The organism is Desulfosarcina cetonica JCM 12296, assembly GCF_001311845.1.
Lineage (GTDB): Bacteria > Desulfobacterota > Desulfobacteria > Desulfobacterales > Desulfosarcinaceae > Desulfosarcina > Desulfosarcina cetonica.
The window spans coordinates 1-18555 of record NZ_BBCC01000067.1 but is presented as its reverse complement, the minus strand read 5'-3'; the positions used below and the strand labels follow the sequence as shown (position 1 = coordinate 18555).

Annotated in this window: 18 protein-coding genes; 15 read left to right on the top strand and 3 right to left on the bottom strand. The window is 55.5% G+C overall.

Annotated features, from left to right (window positions below):
* The first annotated feature begins 1 nt into the window (after position 1).
* The 4 genes from JCM12296_RS15980 to JCM12296_RS15965 are packed head-to-tail and all read left to right on the top strand — an operon-like array spanning position 2 to position 3703.
* The gene (locus JCM12296_RS15980) at positions 2 to 757 is read left to right on the top strand and encodes a F0F1 ATP synthase subunit B family protein (RefSeq protein WP_054695061.1); all 756 of its coding nucleotides are present in this window, start codon (positions 2 to 4) and stop codon (positions 755 to 757) included.
* Positions 754 to 2343, top strand: a complete 1590-nt coding sequence (locus JCM12296_RS15975; protein ID WP_054695058.1) for an alternate F1F0 ATPase, F1 subunit alpha — start codon at positions 754 to 756, stop codon at positions 2341 to 2343. Before JCM12296_RS15980 ends, JCM12296_RS15975 begins: the two co-directional genes overlap by 4 nt.
* Positions 2297 to 3202 (top strand): F0F1 ATP synthase subunit gamma, encoded by a 906-nt coding sequence (locus tag JCM12296_RS15970; protein ID WP_054695055.1) that lies wholly within the window; start codon positions 2297 to 2299, stop codon positions 3200 to 3202. Before JCM12296_RS15975 ends, JCM12296_RS15970 begins: the two co-directional genes overlap by 47 nt.
* Positions 3203 to 3235: 33 nt before the next feature.
* Positions 3236 to 3703, top strand: coding sequence for a universal stress protein (locus tag JCM12296_RS15965; RefSeq protein ID WP_083456191.1), 468 nt, complete (start codon positions 3236 to 3238; stop codon positions 3701 to 3703).
* A gap of 195 nt (positions 3704 to 3898) precedes the next feature.
* Here JCM12296_RS15965 and JCM12296_RS15960 read toward each other — a convergent pair whose 3' ends face one another.
* Together JCM12296_RS15960 and JCM12296_RS38430 are read right to left on the bottom strand one after the other, a co-directional pair.
* Positions 3899 to 4381 carry a hypothetical protein gene (locus JCM12296_RS15960; RefSeq protein WP_157067662.1) on the bottom strand — a complete coding sequence of 161 codons (483 nt, stop codon included), beginning with the start codon at positions 4379 to 4381 and terminating at the stop codon, positions 3899 to 3901.
* Positions 4382 to 4480: 99 nt separating this feature from the next.
* Entirely contained in the window at positions 4481 to 5044 is a 564-nt protein-coding gene (locus tag JCM12296_RS38430; protein WP_157067661.1) for a hypothetical protein, read from the bottom strand.
* A gap of 1133 nt (positions 5045 to 6177) precedes the next feature.
* Between JCM12296_RS38430 and JCM12296_RS15955 the strand changes: the two genes are divergently transcribed.
* Positions 6178 to 6594, top strand: a complete 417-nt coding sequence (locus JCM12296_RS15955; protein WP_054695046.1) for a secondary thiamine-phosphate synthase enzyme YjbQ — start codon at positions 6178 to 6180, stop codon at positions 6592 to 6594.
* A gap of 114 nt (positions 6595 to 6708) precedes the next feature.
* Here the strand turns inward: JCM12296_RS15955 and gabT are convergent, their stop codons facing one another.
* On the bottom strand, positions 6709 to 8016 hold the full coding sequence (gene gabT, locus JCM12296_RS15950; RefSeq protein ID WP_054695038.1) for a 4-aminobutyrate--2-oxoglutarate transaminase: 1308 nt from the start codon (positions 8014 to 8016) through the stop codon (positions 6709 to 6711).
* A 270-nt stretch (positions 8017 to 8286) separates the two neighbouring features.
* Here gabT and JCM12296_RS42025 point away from each other — a divergent pair, with 270 nt between their 5' ends.
* From JCM12296_RS42025 to JCM12296_RS15900, 10 genes are all read left to right on the top strand, one after another.
* Entirely contained in the window at positions 8287 to 9090 is an 804-nt protein-coding gene (locus JCM12296_RS42025; protein WP_218188127.1) for a PAS domain S-box protein, read from the top strand.
* 26 nt (positions 9091 to 9116) lie between these two features.
* Positions 9117 to 10103, top strand: coding sequence for a sigma-54 interaction domain-containing protein (locus JCM12296_RS42020; RefSeq protein ID WP_218188126.1), 987 nt, complete (start codon positions 9117 to 9119; stop codon positions 10101 to 10103).
* Positions 10104 to 10429: 326 nt separating this feature from the next.
* On the top strand, positions 10430 to 11647 hold the full coding sequence (locus tag JCM12296_RS15935; RefSeq protein ID WP_054695033.1) for an amino acid ABC transporter substrate-binding protein: 1218 nt from the start codon (positions 10430 to 10432) through the stop codon (positions 11645 to 11647).
* Between the two features lie 115 nt (positions 11648 to 11762).
* Positions 11763 to 12647 (top strand): branched-chain amino acid ABC transporter permease, encoded by an 885-nt coding sequence (locus tag JCM12296_RS15930; protein ID WP_054695030.1) that lies wholly within the window; start codon positions 11763 to 11765, stop codon positions 12645 to 12647.
* A gap of 22 nt (positions 12648 to 12669) precedes the next feature.
* A complete protein-coding gene (locus tag JCM12296_RS15925) occupies positions 12670 to 13662 on the top strand; it encodes a branched-chain amino acid ABC transporter permease (RefSeq protein WP_306304043.1) in 993 nt (330 codons plus the stop codon).
* Positions 13655 to 14380, top strand: coding sequence for an ABC transporter ATP-binding protein (locus tag JCM12296_RS15920; RefSeq protein WP_054695024.1), 726 nt, complete (start codon positions 13655 to 13657; stop codon positions 14378 to 14380). The genes JCM12296_RS15925 and JCM12296_RS15920 overlap by 8 nt, the downstream gene beginning before the upstream one ends.
* Positions 14377 to 15087 (top strand): ABC transporter ATP-binding protein, encoded by a 711-nt coding sequence (locus JCM12296_RS15915; RefSeq protein ID WP_054695021.1) that lies wholly within the window; start codon positions 14377 to 14379, stop codon positions 15085 to 15087. Before JCM12296_RS15920 ends, JCM12296_RS15915 begins: the two co-directional genes overlap by 4 nt.
* A 355-nt stretch (positions 15088 to 15442) precedes the next feature.
* Entirely contained in the window at positions 15443 to 16045 is a 603-nt protein-coding gene (locus JCM12296_RS15910) for a TetR/AcrR family transcriptional regulator (protein ID WP_054695018.1), read from the top strand.
* Between the two features lie 138 nt (positions 16046 to 16183).
* Complete coding sequence (locus JCM12296_RS15905; RefSeq protein ID WP_054695015.1) at positions 16184 to 17542, top strand: aminotransferase class III-fold pyridoxal phosphate-dependent enzyme; 1359 nt, start codon at positions 16184 to 16186, stop codon at positions 17540 to 17542.
* Between the two features lie 206 nt (positions 17543 to 17748).
* On the top strand, positions 17749 to 18555 hold an 807-nt coding region (locus JCM12296_RS15900; protein WP_157067660.1), incomplete at its 3' end, for a 2Fe-2S iron-sulfur cluster-binding protein.

The following is an 18555-nucleotide window of genomic DNA, read 5'->3' as shown; positions in this document are numbered from 1 at the left end:
CGTGCTGATCGACGGGTTCACGGTCGTAGCGCAGATCGTCAATTTTCTCATCCTGATCTGGCTGCTGAACCGCTTTCTTTTCAAGCCGATCCGCGGCGCCATGGAACGGCGGGAGCAGAAGATGGCCGACGCCTTGCACCGGGCCGAACAGGCGGAGCAGCAGGCCCAGGCCAGTTCCCTTGCCCTGGAACGGGAGAAAACCGCATTTGCCGAAGCCCGGGAAAACCTCATGGCCGACGCCCGGGAAGAGGTGGATCAATGGCGCGAGGCGGCCATGGAGCGGACCCGGGAAGAAGTGGCGTCACTGCGTCAGGCCTGGATGACCAGCATCTCCCGGGAGCGCCAGGCATTTCTCGACCGGCTCAAGCGGCAGGTGGCGCGGCAGGTGGTGCGCATCGGCGAGAAGACCCTCCGGGATCTTTCGGATCAGGGCTTGAACCGGCAGGTGCTGCGGGTCTTTATGGAAAAAGTGTCTGACCAAAAAGATGCGCTGAACCACCCGGCAGCCAACCAGGAGATCGTCGTTCAGTCGGGAATTCCCCTGGATGATGAGGATGACCGCATGCTGCGGGAACGTCTCTCAACGTGGTTCCCGACGGCTGCCCCAATCCGGCTGGAGGCGCATCCGCAGCTGGGCTTGGGGATTCAACTGGTGGTGGGCGACCGCACGGCCGCCTGGAACCTGCTTGACTATCTTCAGGATCTGGAAGCCGAGATCATGGAAAGTCTCTTTGACCATGTGCGGGTGAATTCATGAACCAGAAGCATCACCGGCTGGAAACGAGCGGGCTGGCGGACGTACTGGCCGACGTTGACCGGGCCGTCAAACAGGGGGTGGAACACTTTTCACCCGACCTGAAGACCGGAGAAGTGGGCCGTGTCCACTCGGTCGGCCAGGGGATCGCCTGGGTAGACGGCTTGGGGCAGGTGCAGTTCGAGGAGCAGGTCGCGGTGGGGCCCGATGTCGCCGGCATGGTACTGGACATCCTGCCCGATAAGGTGGGCGTCATCCTTTTCGGCCCCAGCGAAACGATCCGGGCCGGAGACGAGGTACGCCGCAGCGGCCGCGTGCTGGAAGTGCCCGTTGGAGAAGGCCTGGTCGGCCGGGTCGTGGACCCCCTTGGCCGGCCCCTGGACGGCCGGGGAAATGTCGACAGCCGAGACGATCGGACCGTGCTGCACGACGCGCCCCCGATCATGGATCGGGCGCCGGTGGTCCGTCCGCTGCAAACCGGCCTGAAGGTGATCGACGCCCTGATTCCCATCGGTCGGGGCCAGCGGGAACTGATTTTGGGGGATCGCCAGACAGGCAAAACCGCGGTGGCCCTGGACACCATCATCAACCAGAACGGCAAGGATGTCCTGTGCATCTACTGCGCCATCGGCCAGCGAAGTTCTGGAACGGCCAGAGTCATCGAAGCACTGTCACGAAACGGGGCCATGGCGTACAGCGTCGTGATCGTGGTGGACGCCGATGCCCCGCCGGGTCTGCAGTATATCGCCCCTTATGCCGCCACCTCCCTGGGTGAGCATTTCATGGAAGCGGGCCGCGACGTATTGATCGTTTACGACGACCTCACCCGCCACGCCGTGGCCTACCGGCAACTGAGCCTGCTGCTGCGGCGTCCTCCGGGACGCGAGGCCTTTCCCGGAGATATCTTCTACGTGCACTCCCGGCTTTTGGAACGTGCCACGCACCTGCGGGAGGAATTGGGCGGCGGCTCGCTCACGGCCCTGGCCATTGCCGAAACCGAGGCCCAAAACATCTCCGCCTACATTCCCACCAACCTGATCTCGATTACCGACGGCCAGATCTACCTCTCTCCGGAACTCTTTCAGAAAGGGGTGCTGCCCGCCGTGGACGTGGGCAAATCGGTCTCCCGCGTGGGCGGCAAGGCCCAGCTGCCCGCCTATCGCCAGGTTGCTGGCGCGTTACGCCTATCCTACACCCAGTTTCAGGAGTTGGCGTCCTTTGCGCGCTTCGGCACCCGACTGGACGAGCGTACCCGTCGAACCCTTGAACACGGCCGCCGGGTTCGCGCCGTGCTCAGGCAGAACGAACGGCTCACCATGCCGGCCGGCCAACAGATTGCCGTGCTGTTTGCCGTCTCCCAGGGGCTGCTGGACGCGGTGCCCGAAGGGCGCATGGACGAGGCCGAGCGGGCCGTCATCGAAGCGGCGACAGCCGGCATCGCCGACTTTGAAGACGCCGTATCCCGGGCCGGTGACGGCGATCCGCTGTGGGATCGGTTGACCCATCTCATCACTGCCGCAATCGGCCCGTTCAAGGAGGAACATGCCGACGCTGGAGACACTGACCCGCAGGATCCGGACCGCCCATGATCTGTTGAGCGTGGTCAAGACCATGAAAAGCCTGGCCGCCGTCAATATCCGCCAGTACGAGCGGGCCGTGGACACCCTGGAACAGTACCGCCGTGTGGTGGACAGGGGATGGACGGTATTTTTGCGCCTGGGGCGCCCCATGCTTCCCCGCAGCCCCAACGAAACGGACGTTTGCCTGGTGGTCGGTTCCGACCAGGGCATGTGCGGCCAGTTCAATGAATCTCTCTGGCCCTTTGCCCTCGAACAGGTGGCCAAGACGGCGTCCGCCAAGGGGCGGAAATGGAAATTCTGGAGTGTCGGGGAAAAAGTGCGTGGCCTATTAGAAGATGCGGGGGCGGCCCATGACGTTCATTTCCCGGCACCGGGGAGCCTGAATGCCGTCAACCTGAAAATTCACGAACTGGTCCGCTCCATCGAGCAGTGGTGGTCGGCCAAACAGATGGGAACCTTCTTCATCTGCCACCATGTGTTGGGTGCGCATGGTGGATACACGCCTGTATTCCAGCGGGTTCTGCCACTTGATGAAACCTGGGCCGATGAACGCAGGCGTGAAACCTGGCCGGGACACTGCCTGCCCATGCTGAGCACCTCGCGGGAGACGACGTTCACGCATCTCTTCCGGCAATACCTGTTTATCTCCCTGTACCGGGCATTCACCCAGTCCCTGGCCAGCGAGAATGCCGCCCGGCTCGTAGCCATGCAGGCCGCCGAGAAAAACATCCTGGAAACGATAGGCGATCTCCAGGCCCAGTTCCGGGAACAGCGCCAGGCCGCGATCACCGCCGAGTTATTGGATATCGTTTCCGGTTTCGAAGCACTCAGCGACGAGGGTTCTCTCTCCTCCTCGGATCAGCGGTAAAACGATTCATGACCCATCACCTCAAGGAGGTACATGATGTACAGGAAAATACTCGTTCCCTTGGACGGTTCCTTGCGAGCCGAGACGATCCTGCCCCATGTGGAGAGCCTGGCGCTGCGCTTCGATGCCGAGGTCGTTCTGCTTTATGTGGATGCGGGTTCCGATCTGATGCTCGAGCGCGATGAGGTGGCCGATGTGGATTCTTTCCTCGATAGGCGTCGGGAGCTCATCAAGAAGTATCACCTGTATTTGCAGGCCATCGCCGACAAGTGGCACAGTGCCGGCATCACCGCCGAGGTGCGCATCGCCCGGGGCGCAGTGGTCGCCGGTATCATCAATACCGCCAAGCAAACGTCGGCCGATCTGGTGGCCATGGCCAGTCATGGCGAGGGCGGCGAGGAACGGACGTTTTACGGCAGCGTTGCCGCCAGCGTGCTAAATCGTATCGATCGGCCCCTGCTGCTGATCCGTTCGCGTTTCCTCAAGCCCAGGGCAAGTTGACCCTTTTGCGCACCGGTATCTGACTCAGCTTCCAAGTTTGGCCATACGGTGTTATCTGCACAGAGGCTATGAAGGACTTTGGGTGAACGGGTTGAGTATATCTTTAATGGAAACATAGGGAGCTTAAAATCTTGAATCGGGTAGCTTAGCTAAATTACCTATTCTAATTTTGCAGCCTGCTAATGAATTTCTAATTTACTTGAATAAAAACAAAAAAGCAATAAATATTCCAGGTGTAAACATTGCAATTATAGCTGCATTAAATAAATTTGAAATACTTTTAATTGTATCCATATATCGTTGATTTTCATTTCGAAAAAGAAGCAGATTTATAAATATTGCAGACACCCCATATAATACAGAAAAACCAATAAAAATAATATCATATAAAAATTCAAATTTTGATGTTAAAAGACAAGCGATAACTGCAAAAATAAACCAAGAAGTTGATTCGAAGAGTATTATTAAAATTGATAACTTGCCGATAATTCCTCTTTCCTTTGCAGGCACATAGAGAATGCGCTTAAGACAAGAGCTGAGAAAGGCGCAGAAAAAGAAAAAAGGGCTGGCAAAAACATATTCAATGCCGCCGAACCCACCTGTATGTGCATATACAGCTATTGGGATAAACACAATAGCCATCGTAATCATTGCACAATGTATATGTTCACATTTCATAACATTAATATCCCATATAGAGGAAAGAATTCTAAATTGCATAGTTTGTTACGTGGAGTATCGAACAATTCCTTAATTTTTGTTTCCCGCCCCTCACAATTATATTCTATTAACAGAAACGGATTTGCATTCTGGACATCTACTCGATGAAATTCTAAACATAGTCAAAGCCTTAACATGAAAGGTTTTACGCTGACATGTACGACACCAAGTAGTTTTACAACATTTACATATAAAGTGAGAACAATTTTGGCAGTATGAACATGGTATCACCGTCATTTGAATTTTTGGTATTTTTTTAAAAATACGCGGTCTATCAAAAAGTATACTTATATATGAATAACAAAAAGTAAGCCAGTTTTCTGTTCTGCCTGATAAAAGATGTTTAATAGTTAAAAATTTTAAAAATGATACAGGCCCAAATGATTTAATCAATATTTCTGTTACATCATGTAAAGTTTCTATCGGTACTTTGTACTTTATAACATTAGTTGATTTATAATTTGCATCAACGATTCTTATAAATTCCTGTTTTTTAGGAACAAGAATTATTACTTTTTGGGGAGACAAAATTTGTATACTTATATCTATTTCCCAAATTAAATTTTCCCCAAGTTCATCCATTACAACAACAGCAAGCATTGCATCTTTTAGTAAATCCAACACAACTTCTTTCCACTTACCTTGAAATTTAGTTGATATTCCATAACCATCAATTTCAATTAAAAAGCTTTTTTTACACGCGGGTTAGCAAGGCCCATCGAGAATTTAAAACAATTTAACAGTGGAAGGAGGTGAAGTGATATAAAGTCAAAAATATAGCTATTAGAAACAATATATTTATTGGATTGTAAAACAGATTCTTCATTAAAATTGCGAAATATTAATATTCGTGGCTTTTTTGCCCAATCGCGAAATAGTAGAATTAGATATAACCCTAAAGAATTAATAATGATGATATCTAATAGCAAACTTTTGTCACTATATAAATTGTTTATTTTGATATGAGTGAAAACAATTAATATAAGAAATATTAAATTACAACTAATTAAACAAAACGTTGCTATTGCAATCATTGCATATGCAAATCGAGAATAACGATTATTAAATTTTATGTTCGTCATCATAAAAAGTATTCGAAAAATTGTAGTTTATAGTAGATTTAGACTATCATAGAAAATGGATATGCATTGTTATTTTTTTTCTTACAAACAAAACATAGGAAATAATTAAATACGTCTAATGTCAATAACAATATGGAGTTAACTTTATCTTTATCATGTGAGGCAAAACATCGATATTCTATAGAAGGTATAACATCCCAAATAGGGGGATAAAATAGACGTTTTCAGCCTACCAGCGTATTTGAAACCAATTCTTTATCAGGAAATTAAATTTACAAAAACACAAAAAGATTACCTTGCATCGGCCGGCCCTGTCAAATGTTGTGATAGACTGGATGGTGTAAAATCGATGTAAATTTCGTGTAGACGGAAGATAAGTACAGTTGTGTGGAACCAAATATCTGACTAAAATTATTGTGTTACCTTAAATTATCAACACTCTACTTATTCTGCCAGATTTTTACCGGTCTATGGAAAGCGACAAGAAATCCATGCTGCTCCCGGATCACATACTTGGCCATCATTAAGTGCTTTGACTTTGTAAGTTTTTTGGTTTACCCTCAACCCATAGGTTTCATAATTCTTTCATGTACCTGTTGGATAATTTGAGTGCTTTCCGATAATTCGCCGTGGCATGCTCTCCGTTGCCACCTTTCACTTAGGGAGTTTTCTATGAAAAGCTACCGCAAAGAACTCTGGTTCGAGGTCCCCACCCGCCGGGCGTTCATCAACATCACATCCGACGTTCAGCAGTGCATCGACGAAAGCAGCATCAAAGAGGGCTTGGTGTTGGTCAACGCGATGCACATCACCGCCTCTGTGTTCATCAATGACGATGAATCCGGCCTGCACCACGACTATGATGTCTGGCTGGAAAAACTGGCCCCCCACGAACCGGTGTCGCAGTATCGGCACAATGTCGGCGAAGACAATGCCGATGCGCATATGAAACGGCAGATCATGGGCCGGGAGGTGGTCGTGGCCATTACGGAGGGGCGCCTGGATTTCGGCACCTGGGAGCGTATTTTCTATGGTGAGTTTGATGGCCGCCGTAAAAAGCGGGTGCTGGTGAAGATCATCGGGGAATAGTCCGTGCCCATCCAGAAATGGCCTTGTCTGTTTCTGGATGGGCACCAATAACAACCTATGTCGCCAGGATTCTTTTTATCGGCATGCGCCGGCGGGACCGGCCGACACGCCGGATCAGGATGGGCTGATTTCCATCAGGCTCTCCTCAAGAATGGAAAGCCCGCGATCCAACTGCGCGTCGGTGATCACCAGGGGCATCAGGGTGCGGATGACGTTACCATGGGCGCCGCAGCTGAGCAGGATCAACCCCTTTTCAAAGCAGCGGGCCACCAGGGCCTTGGCCTTGGCGCTGGCCGGCGTTTTGGTTTCGCGATCCTCGACCAGTTCCAGGGCCAGCATGGGGCCCTTGCCGCGGACATCGCCGATGATGGCGTGGCGTTCCTGGAGGGCGGTGAACCGGGTCATGAGGGTTTCGCCCAAGGCCGCGGAACGTTCCAGCAGGCCGTCTTTCAAAAGGATTTCCAGGACCGCCAGGGATGCCCGGCAGGAGATCGGATTGCCGCCGTAAGTGCCGCCCAGGCCGCCGACATGCGAAACGTTCATCATGTCGGCCCGGCCGGTCACCGCCGATAGCGGCATGCCGCCGGCAAAGCTCTTGGCCATGGTGATGATATCGGGCGTCACGTTCCAGTGTTCGATGGCGAAGAACTTGCCCGTGCGGCCGGCGCCACTTTGGACCTCGTCGATGATCAGGGCGATGCCGTACTTCTCACAGATGGCCTTGAGTTTGGGGAAGTACTCCGGCGGCGGCGTAACGAACCCCCCTTCGCCCTGGATCGGTTCGGCCAAAACGGCGGCGGTCTGCTCGGCGGCCACATGGCCGATGAAGAATTCTTCCAGGTAATCGGCGCAAGCCACGTTACACTTCGGATAGCTCAGGCCAAAGGGGCAACGGTAGCAATAGGCATAGGGAATCCGGTAGACTTCCGGGGCGAAGGGACCGTACCCGAACTTGTACGGCTTGACCTTGCTGGTCAAGGTCATGGTCAAAAGCGTACGGCCATGAAAGGCGTTGTCAAAGCAGATGATGCCCGGCCGCTGGGTGGCGTAGCGCGCCACCTTGACGGCGTTTTCGACCGCTTCGGCACCACTGTTGGCAAACAGGGTCATCTTGTCGAAATCGCCGGGGGCCAGGGCGTTGAGCTGTTCCGCCAGATCCACGTAGGGTTCGTACATGGCCACGTGAAAGCAGGTGTGGATGTACTTGGCCGCCTGGTCCTGAATGGCCGCCACGACCTTGGGGTGGCAGTGCCCGACGTTGTTGACGCCGATGCCGCCGGCAAAATCGATCAGTTCGCGACCGTCGACATCCACCATCACGGCGCCATGGGCTTCCTTGATGAAGGCCTGGGTGAGATTGGAGGGGCCCTGGGGCACGTTCCGTTTGCGTTTTTCGAGCAGTTCCTGATTGCGACCTGCCATCTTTACGACTCCTTTTCGTGTTGAACTTTTTGTGTTGAACTTTTCTGTTAAACCTGGGTGATAAATCCCTCACGCATGCATGCGAATCCGTCGGCAATGGGAATGGGGGCGGGTTCTTTCGTTGGGTTCATAAAAAGCAAGTCTTGTACCATCGCGTGGAACAAGCGTTGTGGGGGCATCTGTGCGGGATTGCGGCCGGTGCGGCGGTTCGCTCGAGGGGGGTTAATATGCAATCTTGCATATAACCCTCTTTTCGGTTAAGGCTGGAATATGAATGCACATGCGCTACCGCCGGCCCTGCCGGCATCCGATCTAAGCCGGCTGCTGTTCTCCGATCGCGGCAATGATGACGCGGCGTACAGCTGGCGCCTGTTTTCGAAAGCCCTGCTCAACGCTTCGGGAAGTGCGATTTTCGTGGTGGATCCCTCGGGCACGGTCGTTATTTCCAACCGTCCGGTGCAGAAGCATTTGGGACTGGTTCAGGGGAGCCGCCTGCCCGATACCCTGCCGGATTTCTGGGCCCACGTGGTCCGGGTTCTGGAGACGCGGGAGCAAGCGCGCAATCTGCCGGTCCAGGCGGGTGAGATTTCCTACATGGTGCGGCTGGCACCCATGGATTTCCAGAACAGCATCATTGGCGTGATGTGCGTGCTCGAAGATCGTACCGAGCTGGAGGATACCACCCGCCGAATGCACGCCTTCCAGGAGCTGAGCCAGGAATTGGACGCCATTATCGCCTCCAGCGACGACGGGCTCTGGATTTGTGACGGCAGCGGCACGATCCTGCGCATGAACACCGCTTCCGAGCGCTTGAACATGATGCACGCGTCCGATATGGTCGGGCGCAATATCGATGAGCTGGTTGCCGAGGGCTACATCGACCATTCCGTGACCCGCAAGGTGCTCCGTAGCGGCCGGCGTGAGAACCTGCTCCAGGAAACCCGTTCGGGCCGTAAGCTCATGCTGACCGGCAACCCGGTGTTCAATGCGGCCGGCGAAATCATCCGCGTGGTGGTTAACGAGCGCGACATCACCGAAATCGACAACCTGCGCGAGGAATTGGAAGCCAGGTAGCCAGGAACGACCAGATTCAGCAGCACATGCAGGAGATGCAGATCGAGGAATTGATCTCGGGGCAGATCATCGCCCGCAGCGCCAATATCGTCCAGGCCTTGCGCCAGGCCCGCAAGGTCAGCCGGGTGGATTCCACGGTGCTGATCCTGGGGGAGTCGGGGACCGGCAAGGGCGTGATCGCCAACCTGATCCACCGCTATTCGGTGCGCGCCGACAAACCCATGGTTCAGGTCAATTGCGGCGCCATTCCCGAAACGTTGGTGGAATCCGAGCTTTTCGGCTATGAAAAGGGGGCCTTCACCGGCGCGGCCCAGAAGGGTAAACCCGGATATCTCGAACTGGCCGACCAGGGAATCCTTTTCCTCGACGAAATCGCCGAGCTGCCCATTGCCTCGCAGGTCAAGCTTCTGCGTTTTCTGGAAGACGGCCAAGTGACGCGGGTGGGGGGGACGGCTCCCCGCCGGCTGAATGTGCGCATTCTCTGCGCTACCCACCGCGATCTGGAGAAAATGGTTGCCCAGGGTGAGTTCCGCCTGGATCTTTTTTACCGGCTCAACGTCATCCCCATTGTTGTGCCGCCGTTGCGGGAGCGGGAGGACTGCAAACTCTCGCTCATTCGGCACTTCATCGGGCGCTTCAACGCCAAGTTGAAGGTCGGCAAACCGCCGCGTCTCACCCGTCCGGCCCTGGATGCGCTCCTGCTCTACGATTTTCCGGGCAATGTGCGCGAGCTGATGAACATCTGCGAGCGGCTGGTGGTGATGGCCGAAGGGCCGCAGATCGACCTGGCGGATCTGCCGGCGCCCGTGACGGCCAACCTCTCTTCACCGGTCACCTATGCCCTGGGCCTTCTGAAAAGCGGAGGCAACCTCAACCAGACCCTGGCCACCGTCGAACGGCGCATCCTTGCCGAAGCCCAGGAGAAACACGGCACCCAGGCCAAGGTGGCCGCGGCCCTGGGCGTCAACCAGTCCACGATTGCCCGCAAGCTGAAAAAATACGGTTTGGGATGATACAACAATTAGGTCGCCCCTTTCGACAAATATGCAGGTTTTTTTGAATATGCAGTTTTGCATAAAATGTCGATTGACAGGGTTTCCCACCGATTCGGCCGGGCCGGAGCAGCCTTTTCAGGTTTTTTATGACGACCTGCGCGACTTTTTTAACCAAGCGTTGAAAAGTTCAGATTTCATTACAAAGCGGATGGTTACCAGTTTGATCACCTGCGTTTTGCCCGCGCTTGGTGGCTGGCCGGGGCACTAAGTGGTATGCCCGTTGCTATCTGCGATGCCGATCAGCTTGTCTACCCATAACCCCCCTACATAAAGAGGAGATCGACATGAAGCGAATGACATGGATAACCCTATTTTTGGCGTTGTCGCTGGTGACGGCGGGCGCTGTTGGCGCCGAGGCGCCTGTTTTCAAGATTGGTGTGATCACATCCTTGTCCGGCGGCCTGGCCACCGGTGGCAACGTGACCAAGCAAGGTTATGAGATGTGGGCCAAGCGCGTTAATGATGCCGGTGGAATCGAAATCAACGGCAAGCAGTATCCCGTCAAGCTGATCTATGGCGACGCCCAGTCCGAACCGTCCCAGGCCGCATCGGCGGCGGAACGGCTGGCCGCCCAGGAAAAGATCGACTTTGCCCTGGGGCCCTACTCCTCGGGCGTGACCCTGGCGGCCGCGCCGGTGTTGGAAAAATACAAGATTCCCATGGTCACCGGTTCGGCCGAGTCGCCGCTGATCTGGCGCGAAAAGTTCAAGTTCACCTTCGGCACCATTCCGCCGGTCAACTTCACCGGTTCGAGTGCCCTCAACGTTATCGCCACCCTGGATCCGCCGCCCAAACGCGCCGTGGTCATCGGATCCAACGACGCCTTTTCCAAGGCCACGGCGGAGACTTTCCGGGATACCTGCGAAAAGCTGAAGATCAAGGTGATGAAATACGACATCGTTCCCTCCGGCCAGGACCTGACGCCCTACATGTCGGCCGTGCGCGCCATGCGGCCGGACGTGATCGCTTTCGGTGGCCATGACGAAGAGTTGATCCGCCTGGTCAAGGCCCTGCGTCAGATCCACTATGCCCCCAAGGCGCTTTTAATGCATTACGGCGTTACCGAACCGGCATTCATCGAAGCCTTGGGCAAGGATGCCGAGCAGGTCTACGGCGCATCGGTGTGGACACCGACCCTGAAAACCAAGGGCGGCCTGATCTGGCCGGATGCCCAGAGCTATGCCGCCGACATCAAAGCGGCCTTCGGCATCGTGCCGGATTACACCATGGCCGCCTGCTCGGCCGCCGGTCTGGCCTTCCAGGCCGCCGTCATGCAGCTGGGCGCGGCGCCCCCTCTGGATGAGGCCCAGAAGCTGGCCCTGGTGGATGTGCTGGAAAAATTGGACATTCATACCTTCTACGGCCCGATCAAGTTCTCCCACGAAGGGGAGTTCTATCATGCCAACACCGGTCTGACCCCGCTGGCCTTCAGATCCAGGGTGGCAAGACCGTTATCATCGGTCCGGCCGACTACCAGGAGGCACCGGCGCAGTACCCCATGAAAGCGTGGGAATAAAATAACGCTGATCCCATTTAAATGATTTTCCCGGCAAAAGGCGGGGTTTGCGCCCCGCCTTTTGCTTCAACCCCCTGCGTTTTCTGCAGGAAGGACAACATATGGAACTCTTGCCACAGGTTATTCTGGATGGAATTCTCATCGGTGGCATCTACATCACCATCGCCATCGGTTTTTCGCTGGTCTTCGGGGTGATGCATATCATCGATTTCGCCGTGGGCGAATGGATCATGCTGGGCGCGTTTTTGGGGTACTATCTCAACGGCTGGACCGGTCTGGATCCATTTGCCCTGCTGCCCGTTGTCTTCGTGGTCTTTTTCGGCATCGGCTACCTGATCCAGCCCGCGATCCAGCGCGTCATCAGTGGTCATCGCGGCAACCCACTGCTCATGGGCCTGGTCTTTACCTTCGGTATCATGTTGATCATCCGTGGCCTGGGGCTGACCATCTTCGGTTTTTACAGCCGCAGCATCCCCTCCAAGCTGGCCGCCTCGTCCTGGCTGTTTGAAAAAGGCGACTTTTTCCTGACCGTGCCCTTCGTGCGCCTGGCCGGCCTGGCCTTTGCCGTGGCGATTACCCTGGTACTGCACTACATGTTGAAGAAAACCGACTTCGGCACCGGCGTGCGCGCCCTGGCCCAGCACAAGGAGTCGGCCGGATTGATGGGCGTCGACAGCCACAAAACCAATTGCATTATCTACGGCATTTATGTGGGGATCAGCGCCATGACCGGCGTATTGGTCTGTACGATCTTTTCCATGACGCCCATGGAGGGGGGGCGTTACACGGTCCTGGCCTTTTTCGTCGTGGTCCTGGCCGGCATGGGCTATCTGCCCGGCGTGCCCTGGGCGGCCCTGTTCCTGGGGTTGATCCAGTCGATTTTCATCGTTTATCTCAGCGCCAGTTACACGCTGCTGGCCGTGTTCGTGGTTCTTTACATTATTTTACTGATTTCCCCCAAGGGGCTTTTCGGGAGAGGATGGTAACCGATGCGCAAAAACGCATACCTTGTACTCTTACCGCTCCTCCTGGTGCTGGTCGGCCTGCCATTGGTGTTTGACAGTCCGTTCTTCCTGCGCATCGCTACGGAAACCATCATGTGGATCGGGATGCTATTACCTGGGATCTTCTGGCCGGATATACCGCTACCTCAACTTCGGTCACGCCATGTTTTTCGGTGTCGGCGCCTACACGACGGCCATCTTGATGAAGCTGGGCGGCTGGGCCTTCATCCTGACCGTCCCCCTGGGCGGCCTGTTTGCCGGAATACTCGCTTTTTTCGTCGGTCTGCCGACCCTGCGCCTCAAAGGTTCCTATTTCGCCATCGGCACCTGGGCACTGGCCCTGGCCCTGCAACAGTTGGCCTTGATTCTGGATATCACCGGCGGTCCCGACGGCATGCGCCTGCCGCCGTATTTGAACCCGAGCTATTTCTATTACTGGATGCTGGGCGTGGTCGGGGGGACCTTCGCCCTTTACTGGATTTTGCTCGAGTGGGCGCCTTTCGGCCTCAAAGTACGGGCGATCCGGGAGGATCAGGACGGTGCCATGGCACTGGGGATCAATCCGACCCGCGTCAAGGTTCAGTCCTTCGTCCTGTCGGCCGTTCCCGTCGGCCTTTTGGGTAGCATTTACGCCTACTGGATCACCTTTATCGACCCGCTTTCCGCCTTTGGGGATATCCTCACCGACCAGGCCGTGGTCATGGCGGTTGTCGGCGGGCTCGGCACCCTGATCGGCCCGGCCATTGGCGCGGTGATCGTGTTTACCTTCAAAACCCTTTTCTGGGCCTACCTATCCGATTACCAGGTGCTGTATCTGATCATCCTGGGCGTCGCCATCGCCCTGACCGTGCTCTTTTTGCCCAATGGGCTGTGGGGCACGTTCATCAATTATCGGGATTCCTCCCGTGGGATGCGGACCCAATCCGTCTCCCGTCCGCGGATCGACGCGTCGGAGCATTCCGACGAACAGGAGAAAGGAGCGCCGGAGCATGGCTGAAACAATCCTCAAGGTCCAGGATGTCGTCAAAACCTTCGGCGGCCTGCATGCGGTCAACAGGGTGACCTTTGATCTGGCCGAAGGCGAGGTGATGGGGCTGATCGGTCCCAACGGCGCCGGCAAGACGACCCTTTTCAACGTGATCAGCGGTTATTACCCGCCGACCCAGGGCCGCATCCATTTCAAAGGCCAGGATGTCAGCGGGGTACCCCCCTACAAACTCGCCGCCATCGGCATCGGGCGTACTTTTCAGGTGGTCAAACCCTTCCCCGGATTGAGCGTGCTGGAAAACGTCATTATCGCCGGATTGTGCCGTTACGGCACCCGCAGGGCGTCGGAAAAGCATGCCTGGAAAATCCTCGATTTTACCGGGCTTGCCGATCAGGCCGATAAATCGGCCGCCAACCTGACCCTGGCCGGTCGCAAACGCCTGGAAATCAGCAAGGCCCTGGCCCTGGAACCGTCGCTGCTGCTGCTCGACGAAGTCGTGGCCGGACTCAACCCCACCGAAGCGGACAAGACCATCGAGCTGATTCTCAAGATCAAAGGCTTTGGTATCAGTATTCTGATCGTCGAGCACATCATGCGGGTGATCATGAATCTGAGCGATCGGGTCGTGGTGCTGAATTTCGGCCAGCAGATCGCCCTTGGAAAACCCGCCGATGTGGCCCGGGATCCGATGGTGATCCAGGCCTATTTTGGAGAGGATGCCGCATGAATGTATTGGAAGTCGACAACATATCGGTTCGTTATGGGGATATTCAGGCCCTTTGGGATGTGGGTTTCGGCGTCAGGGAAGGGCAGCTGGTGACGATCCTGGGGACCAATGGTGCCGGCAAGACAACCACCTTGAAGACCATTGCCGGGGTATTGCAGCCCTTTTCGGGCAACGTTCGTTTCAACGGCTCCCTGATCAGTGGCCTACCGGCGCATGAGGTCGCCGATGCCGGTATTTCCCTGGTCCCCGAAGGTCGTCAGCTCTTTCCCCAGCTCAATGTGGAGGACAACCTGCGCATGGGCTCCTATCTCAAGCGGACCAAGGTGAGGCGGGATCAGAACCTGAAGTCTGTCTACAACCTGTTTCCGGTGCTTGCCGAACGGAAAAAACAGGAGGCCCAGACCCTTTCCGGCGGGGAGCAGCAGATGCTGGCCATCGGCCGGGCGCTGATGCAGGATCCGAAACTGATCATGTTCGATGAACCCAGCCTGGGGCTGGCGCCGATCCTGGTTCAGGAGGTGTTTAACATCATCCGCGAACTCAGCCGACAGGGACGCACGATCCTGCTGGTCGAACAGAATGTCCATCAGGCCCTGAAGATTTCGGATTACTGTTACGTGCTGGAAAATGGTCGTATCGTTCACGAGGGGACTGGTAAGGATCTGGAGCAGGATCCCAAGGTGCGTGAAGCCTATCTGGGCATTTAGGGGGTTATGCCATTCTGCATATAATTATGCAGGATGGCATTTATAGCCAGGCGCCCGGAACACCCTCAATCCATGGAAGTGCGCCGGGCGTCTTTTTTTTAACGTCGTGCGGTAATTGCGCCAAAAAGGCTCGCCATGTTTGGATTGATTGAAAATCAAATGGGTTGTGAAAAACATGGCCATGCTCCCTAGACGGGTCCGGCGGATCTCGAACCGTAATTTAATTGAATGTCCAGTTAAAATCAGGCCACGATATTAAATTTGCTGATCGGTTTCACCAGTTTGTTGATTTTTTATTCGCATATTACCATAATGTCGTTTTTGCGGGAAATCCTTGACAAGAATCGAGATAATCATGCGGAAAAACAAAAGCGCTGCATTGAGGAAGCCCGACATCCTGGAAAGCTATTACCAGGTGCTGGCCGAAGAAGGCCTTGAAGGCGCTTCGATCTCCAAGATTGCCAATCGAATCGGGATCCATCCCAGCCTGATCATTCATTACTTCAAGAGTAAAGACAATATGAAGCTCGAGCTGGTCGAGCTTTTGATCGAGAAATACAAATCGCCGGCGATGCTTGATTTCGACCACATCGACGACCCCGAGGTACAGTTTACCGCGTTGATGGACATGCTCTTTTCGTTTCAATGGAGCCGGACGGTGGAACCCAGCGTGCATTTCGGTTTCTACTACCTCAGCCTGAGAGACGAAAAAATCCTGGCGCGCTTCAAGGTGATGTTTGAATGGCTGCGTGATTTTGTGGCCGACAAGCTGGCCGACTTCAACGAAAAGGGCGTGATCCGCTTGACCGATGCGAAACAGGCGGCGGACTATGTCGTGACGTTGATGGAGGGCCTGGAGATTCACAACCACTACCTGGCCAACGGCGAGCCCTTTGAGACCTTTGCCCGGACCGCCAAGCGGACCTTGATCAGAGCCTTGAAAAACGGCGCCTTTTAACCAACTAACTAACCAACTAACTAACTAACTAACCAACTAACTATTTTTAAATGTAATTTTAGTGCCCTTATTAATTAAACGAACGTTCAATTAATCATTTTGCGGACCGATCAACCACCCCTAAAAGAAGGAGGAATCATGCGTAGCTACAAGGACGCGCTCGCCTACTCAGCCAAATGGCTGGACATCATCAAGCAGGACTCCGCATCCATTGATGAGGCCACGGCCAAATGGATTTCCAAGGAAACCAAGGAGAACTTCGTCAATCACTTCAATGCCGGATGGGTCAATTATCGCAAGTCCATGACCGAGGCCGGGGACTACGGTGCCGTTGAATGGCGCGGCAAGGGTGCACGTTTCTACGACCATTTCGGTAATGAATATTTAGATTTTCTGGGAGGTTATGGTGCTCTTGACCTGGGATGGTCCCATCCCGAGGTGGTCGAGGCGGTGCGGGCACAGGTGCTCAAGTCCGGTATCCCCAGCCAGGAGCTCATGGATCCCTTGCGCGGGGTGTTGGCCAAGCTGTTGACCGAGATCACGCCCGGCGACATCGACCATGCCTTTTTCGTCGCCAGCGGGACGGAAGCGGTTGAGGGCGCCCTTAAAATCGCCCGCTTGCACACCCGCAAACACAGCTTCATCTCCACGGTGAAAGCCTTCCATGGCAAAACCTCGGGATCCCTCAGCGTGATGGGTAAAAAGGCCTTCCGGGCACCCTTGCAGCCCTATGGCGCCCAGATCTTCTTCGTGCCCTTTGGCGATGCCGATGCCCTGGAACGGCAGCTTGAGATTTGCGACGCGGTGGGTATCGAGATCGCCGGTTTCGTGGCCGAGCCCATTCAAGGTGAAGCCGGCGCCATCGTTCCCCCGGACGCGTACTGGCCCCGGGTTCGCGAGATCTGCGACCGGTTCGGCATCTTGATGATCTGCGATGAAGTCCAGACCGGCCTTGGCCGTACCGGTGCCCTGTGGGGCGTGGACCACTGGAATGTCAAGCCGGATATCATGATGGCGGCCAAGTCCCTGGGCGGCGGGGTGATGCCTGTCGGCTGCTTCATGGGCAACGGCCGGATTTGGAAATCGTTGGAAGAACCCAATCCCTTCATGCATACCACCACCACCGGCGGCAACCCTCTGGCCTGCGCGGCGGCCATCGCCACGATTCAGGTCACCCTGCGTGACAACCTGCCCCGGCGGGCGGCGGAACTGGGCGACTACTTCCTGTGTAAACTCAGCGTGCTGGCGGAAGGCTTTCCCGGGATTTACGAGAAAATCACCGGCAAGGGGCTGTTGATCGGCCAGCACTTCAAGGATGACGCGGTTGGCTACAGGGTCGCCGCCGGTCTGTTTCGACGCAAGGTGTTGGTCGCCGGTACCCTGGTCAATGCCAAGGCGATCCGCTTTGAACCGCCGTTGGTCGTGACCCGGGAGGAGATCGATGAAGTCCTCAACCGGCTCGAAGATACATTGAAATCGGTTTCAAAAATGGCATAGACGGTGCAAATGGGCGCATAAGGCCAGCCTACTTGGAGAATTAGCAATGGGTAAGCGCTGCAACCTACGGCCGTTGGGATGGATTCAGGCACCGACGGCCTGAAAATGATCTAACCGACCATGTTCCTCAATGGGGAGGAGCGGTTTCGTCAAGGTGGTCGACGCCATGCTCGACCAGGGTGTGATTTAACCGATCGGGAGATATCGTGAAAAAAATAAACGTAAACATCAACGGACGCAGCCGCCAGGTGGTGGCCGATGCGGACATGGTCCTTTTGGATTTGCTGCGCGAGCACTTTCATCTTACCGGAACCAAGCAATCCTGTGACCGCAAGGGGCAGTGCGGCGCCTGCACGGTTATCGTCAACGGCAAGGCCGTCCTCTCCTGCCTGACCAAGGTCGAGAAACTTGACGGCGCCGATGTCATCAGCGTGGAAGGGCTGGGCACGCCGGACAACCCGCACCTGATCCAGGAAGCCTTCGTGCTGGCCGGTGCCATCCAATGCGGCTACTGCACTCCCGGCATGATCATGGCCGCCAAGGCGCTTCTGGATGTCAACCCGGATCCCACGGACGATGAGATCAAACACGCACTGCGGCGCAACCTGTGCCGCTGTACCGGTTATGTCAAGATCATCGCCGCCGTGCGACTGGCCGGCCGTTTCCTGAGAAACGAGATCACCCCCGAGGAGATCCGTCCCAAGGTGACCGATGCGCCCATGGGCGTCTCCCATCCGCGGCCCTCGGCCCTGGCCAAGGCCTGCGGCACGGCCCCGTTCGCCGCTGACATCAACATGCCCGGGACCGCCGAAATCGTGGTGGTTAGAAGTCCTCACTGGCATGCAATGATCAAATCCATCGACTGTACGGCGGCCGAGGCCATGCCCGGGGTGATCGGTACCCTGACGGCCAAGGACATCCAGGGGACCAATCGCCTGAAATACGTCGTCGACGACCGGCCGGTGCTGTGCGAGGATCGTGTGCGGACCCTGGGCGATGCCGTGGCCGTGGTG

Coding starts and splice junctions, on each gene's coding strand:
- JCM12296_RS15975 (WP_054695058.1), top strand. CDS start 754: ATGAACCAGAAGCATCACCGGCTGGAAACGAGCGGGCTGGCGGACGTA.
- JCM12296_RS15970 (WP_054695055.1), top strand. CDS start 2,297: ATGCCGACGCTGGAGACACTGACCCGCAGGATCCGGACCGCCCATGAT.
- JCM12296_RS15965 (WP_083456191.1), top strand. CDS start 3,236: ATGATGTACAGGAAAATACTCGTTCCCTTGGACGGTTCCTTGCGAGCC.
- JCM12296_RS15960 (WP_157067662.1), bottom strand. CDS start 4,381: ATGAAATGTGAACATATACATTGTGCAATGATTACGATGGCTATTGTG.
- JCM12296_RS15955 (WP_054695046.1), top strand. CDS start 6,178: ATGAAAAGCTACCGCAAAGAACTCTGGTTCGAGGTCCCCACCCGCCGG.
- gabT (WP_054695038.1), bottom strand. CDS start 8,016: ATGGCAGGTCGCAATCAGGAACTGCTCGAAAAACGCAAACGGAACGTG.
- JCM12296_RS42025 (WP_218188127.1), top strand. CDS start 8,287: ATGAATGCACATGCGCTACCGCCGGCCCTGCCGGCATCCGATCTAAGC.
- JCM12296_RS42020 (WP_218188126.1), top strand. CDS start 9,117: ATGCAGGAGATGCAGATCGAGGAATTGATCTCGGGGCAGATCATCGCC.
- JCM12296_RS15935 (WP_054695033.1), top strand. CDS start 10,430: ATGAAGCGAATGACATGGATAACCCTATTTTTGGCGTTGTCGCTGGTG.
- JCM12296_RS15930 (WP_054695030.1), top strand. CDS start 11,763: ATGGAACTCTTGCCACAGGTTATTCTGGATGGAATTCTCATCGGTGGC.
- JCM12296_RS15920 (WP_054695024.1), top strand. CDS start 13,655: ATGGCTGAAACAATCCTCAAGGTCCAGGATGTCGTCAAAACCTTCGGC.
- JCM12296_RS15915 (WP_054695021.1), top strand. CDS start 14,377: ATGAATGTATTGGAAGTCGACAACATATCGGTTCGTTATGGGGATATT.
- JCM12296_RS15910 (WP_054695018.1), top strand. CDS start 15,443: ATGCGGAAAAACAAAAGCGCTGCATTGAGGAAGCCCGACATCCTGGAA.
- JCM12296_RS15905 (WP_054695015.1), top strand. CDS start 16,184: ATGCGTAGCTACAAGGACGCGCTCGCCTACTCAGCCAAATGGCTGGAC.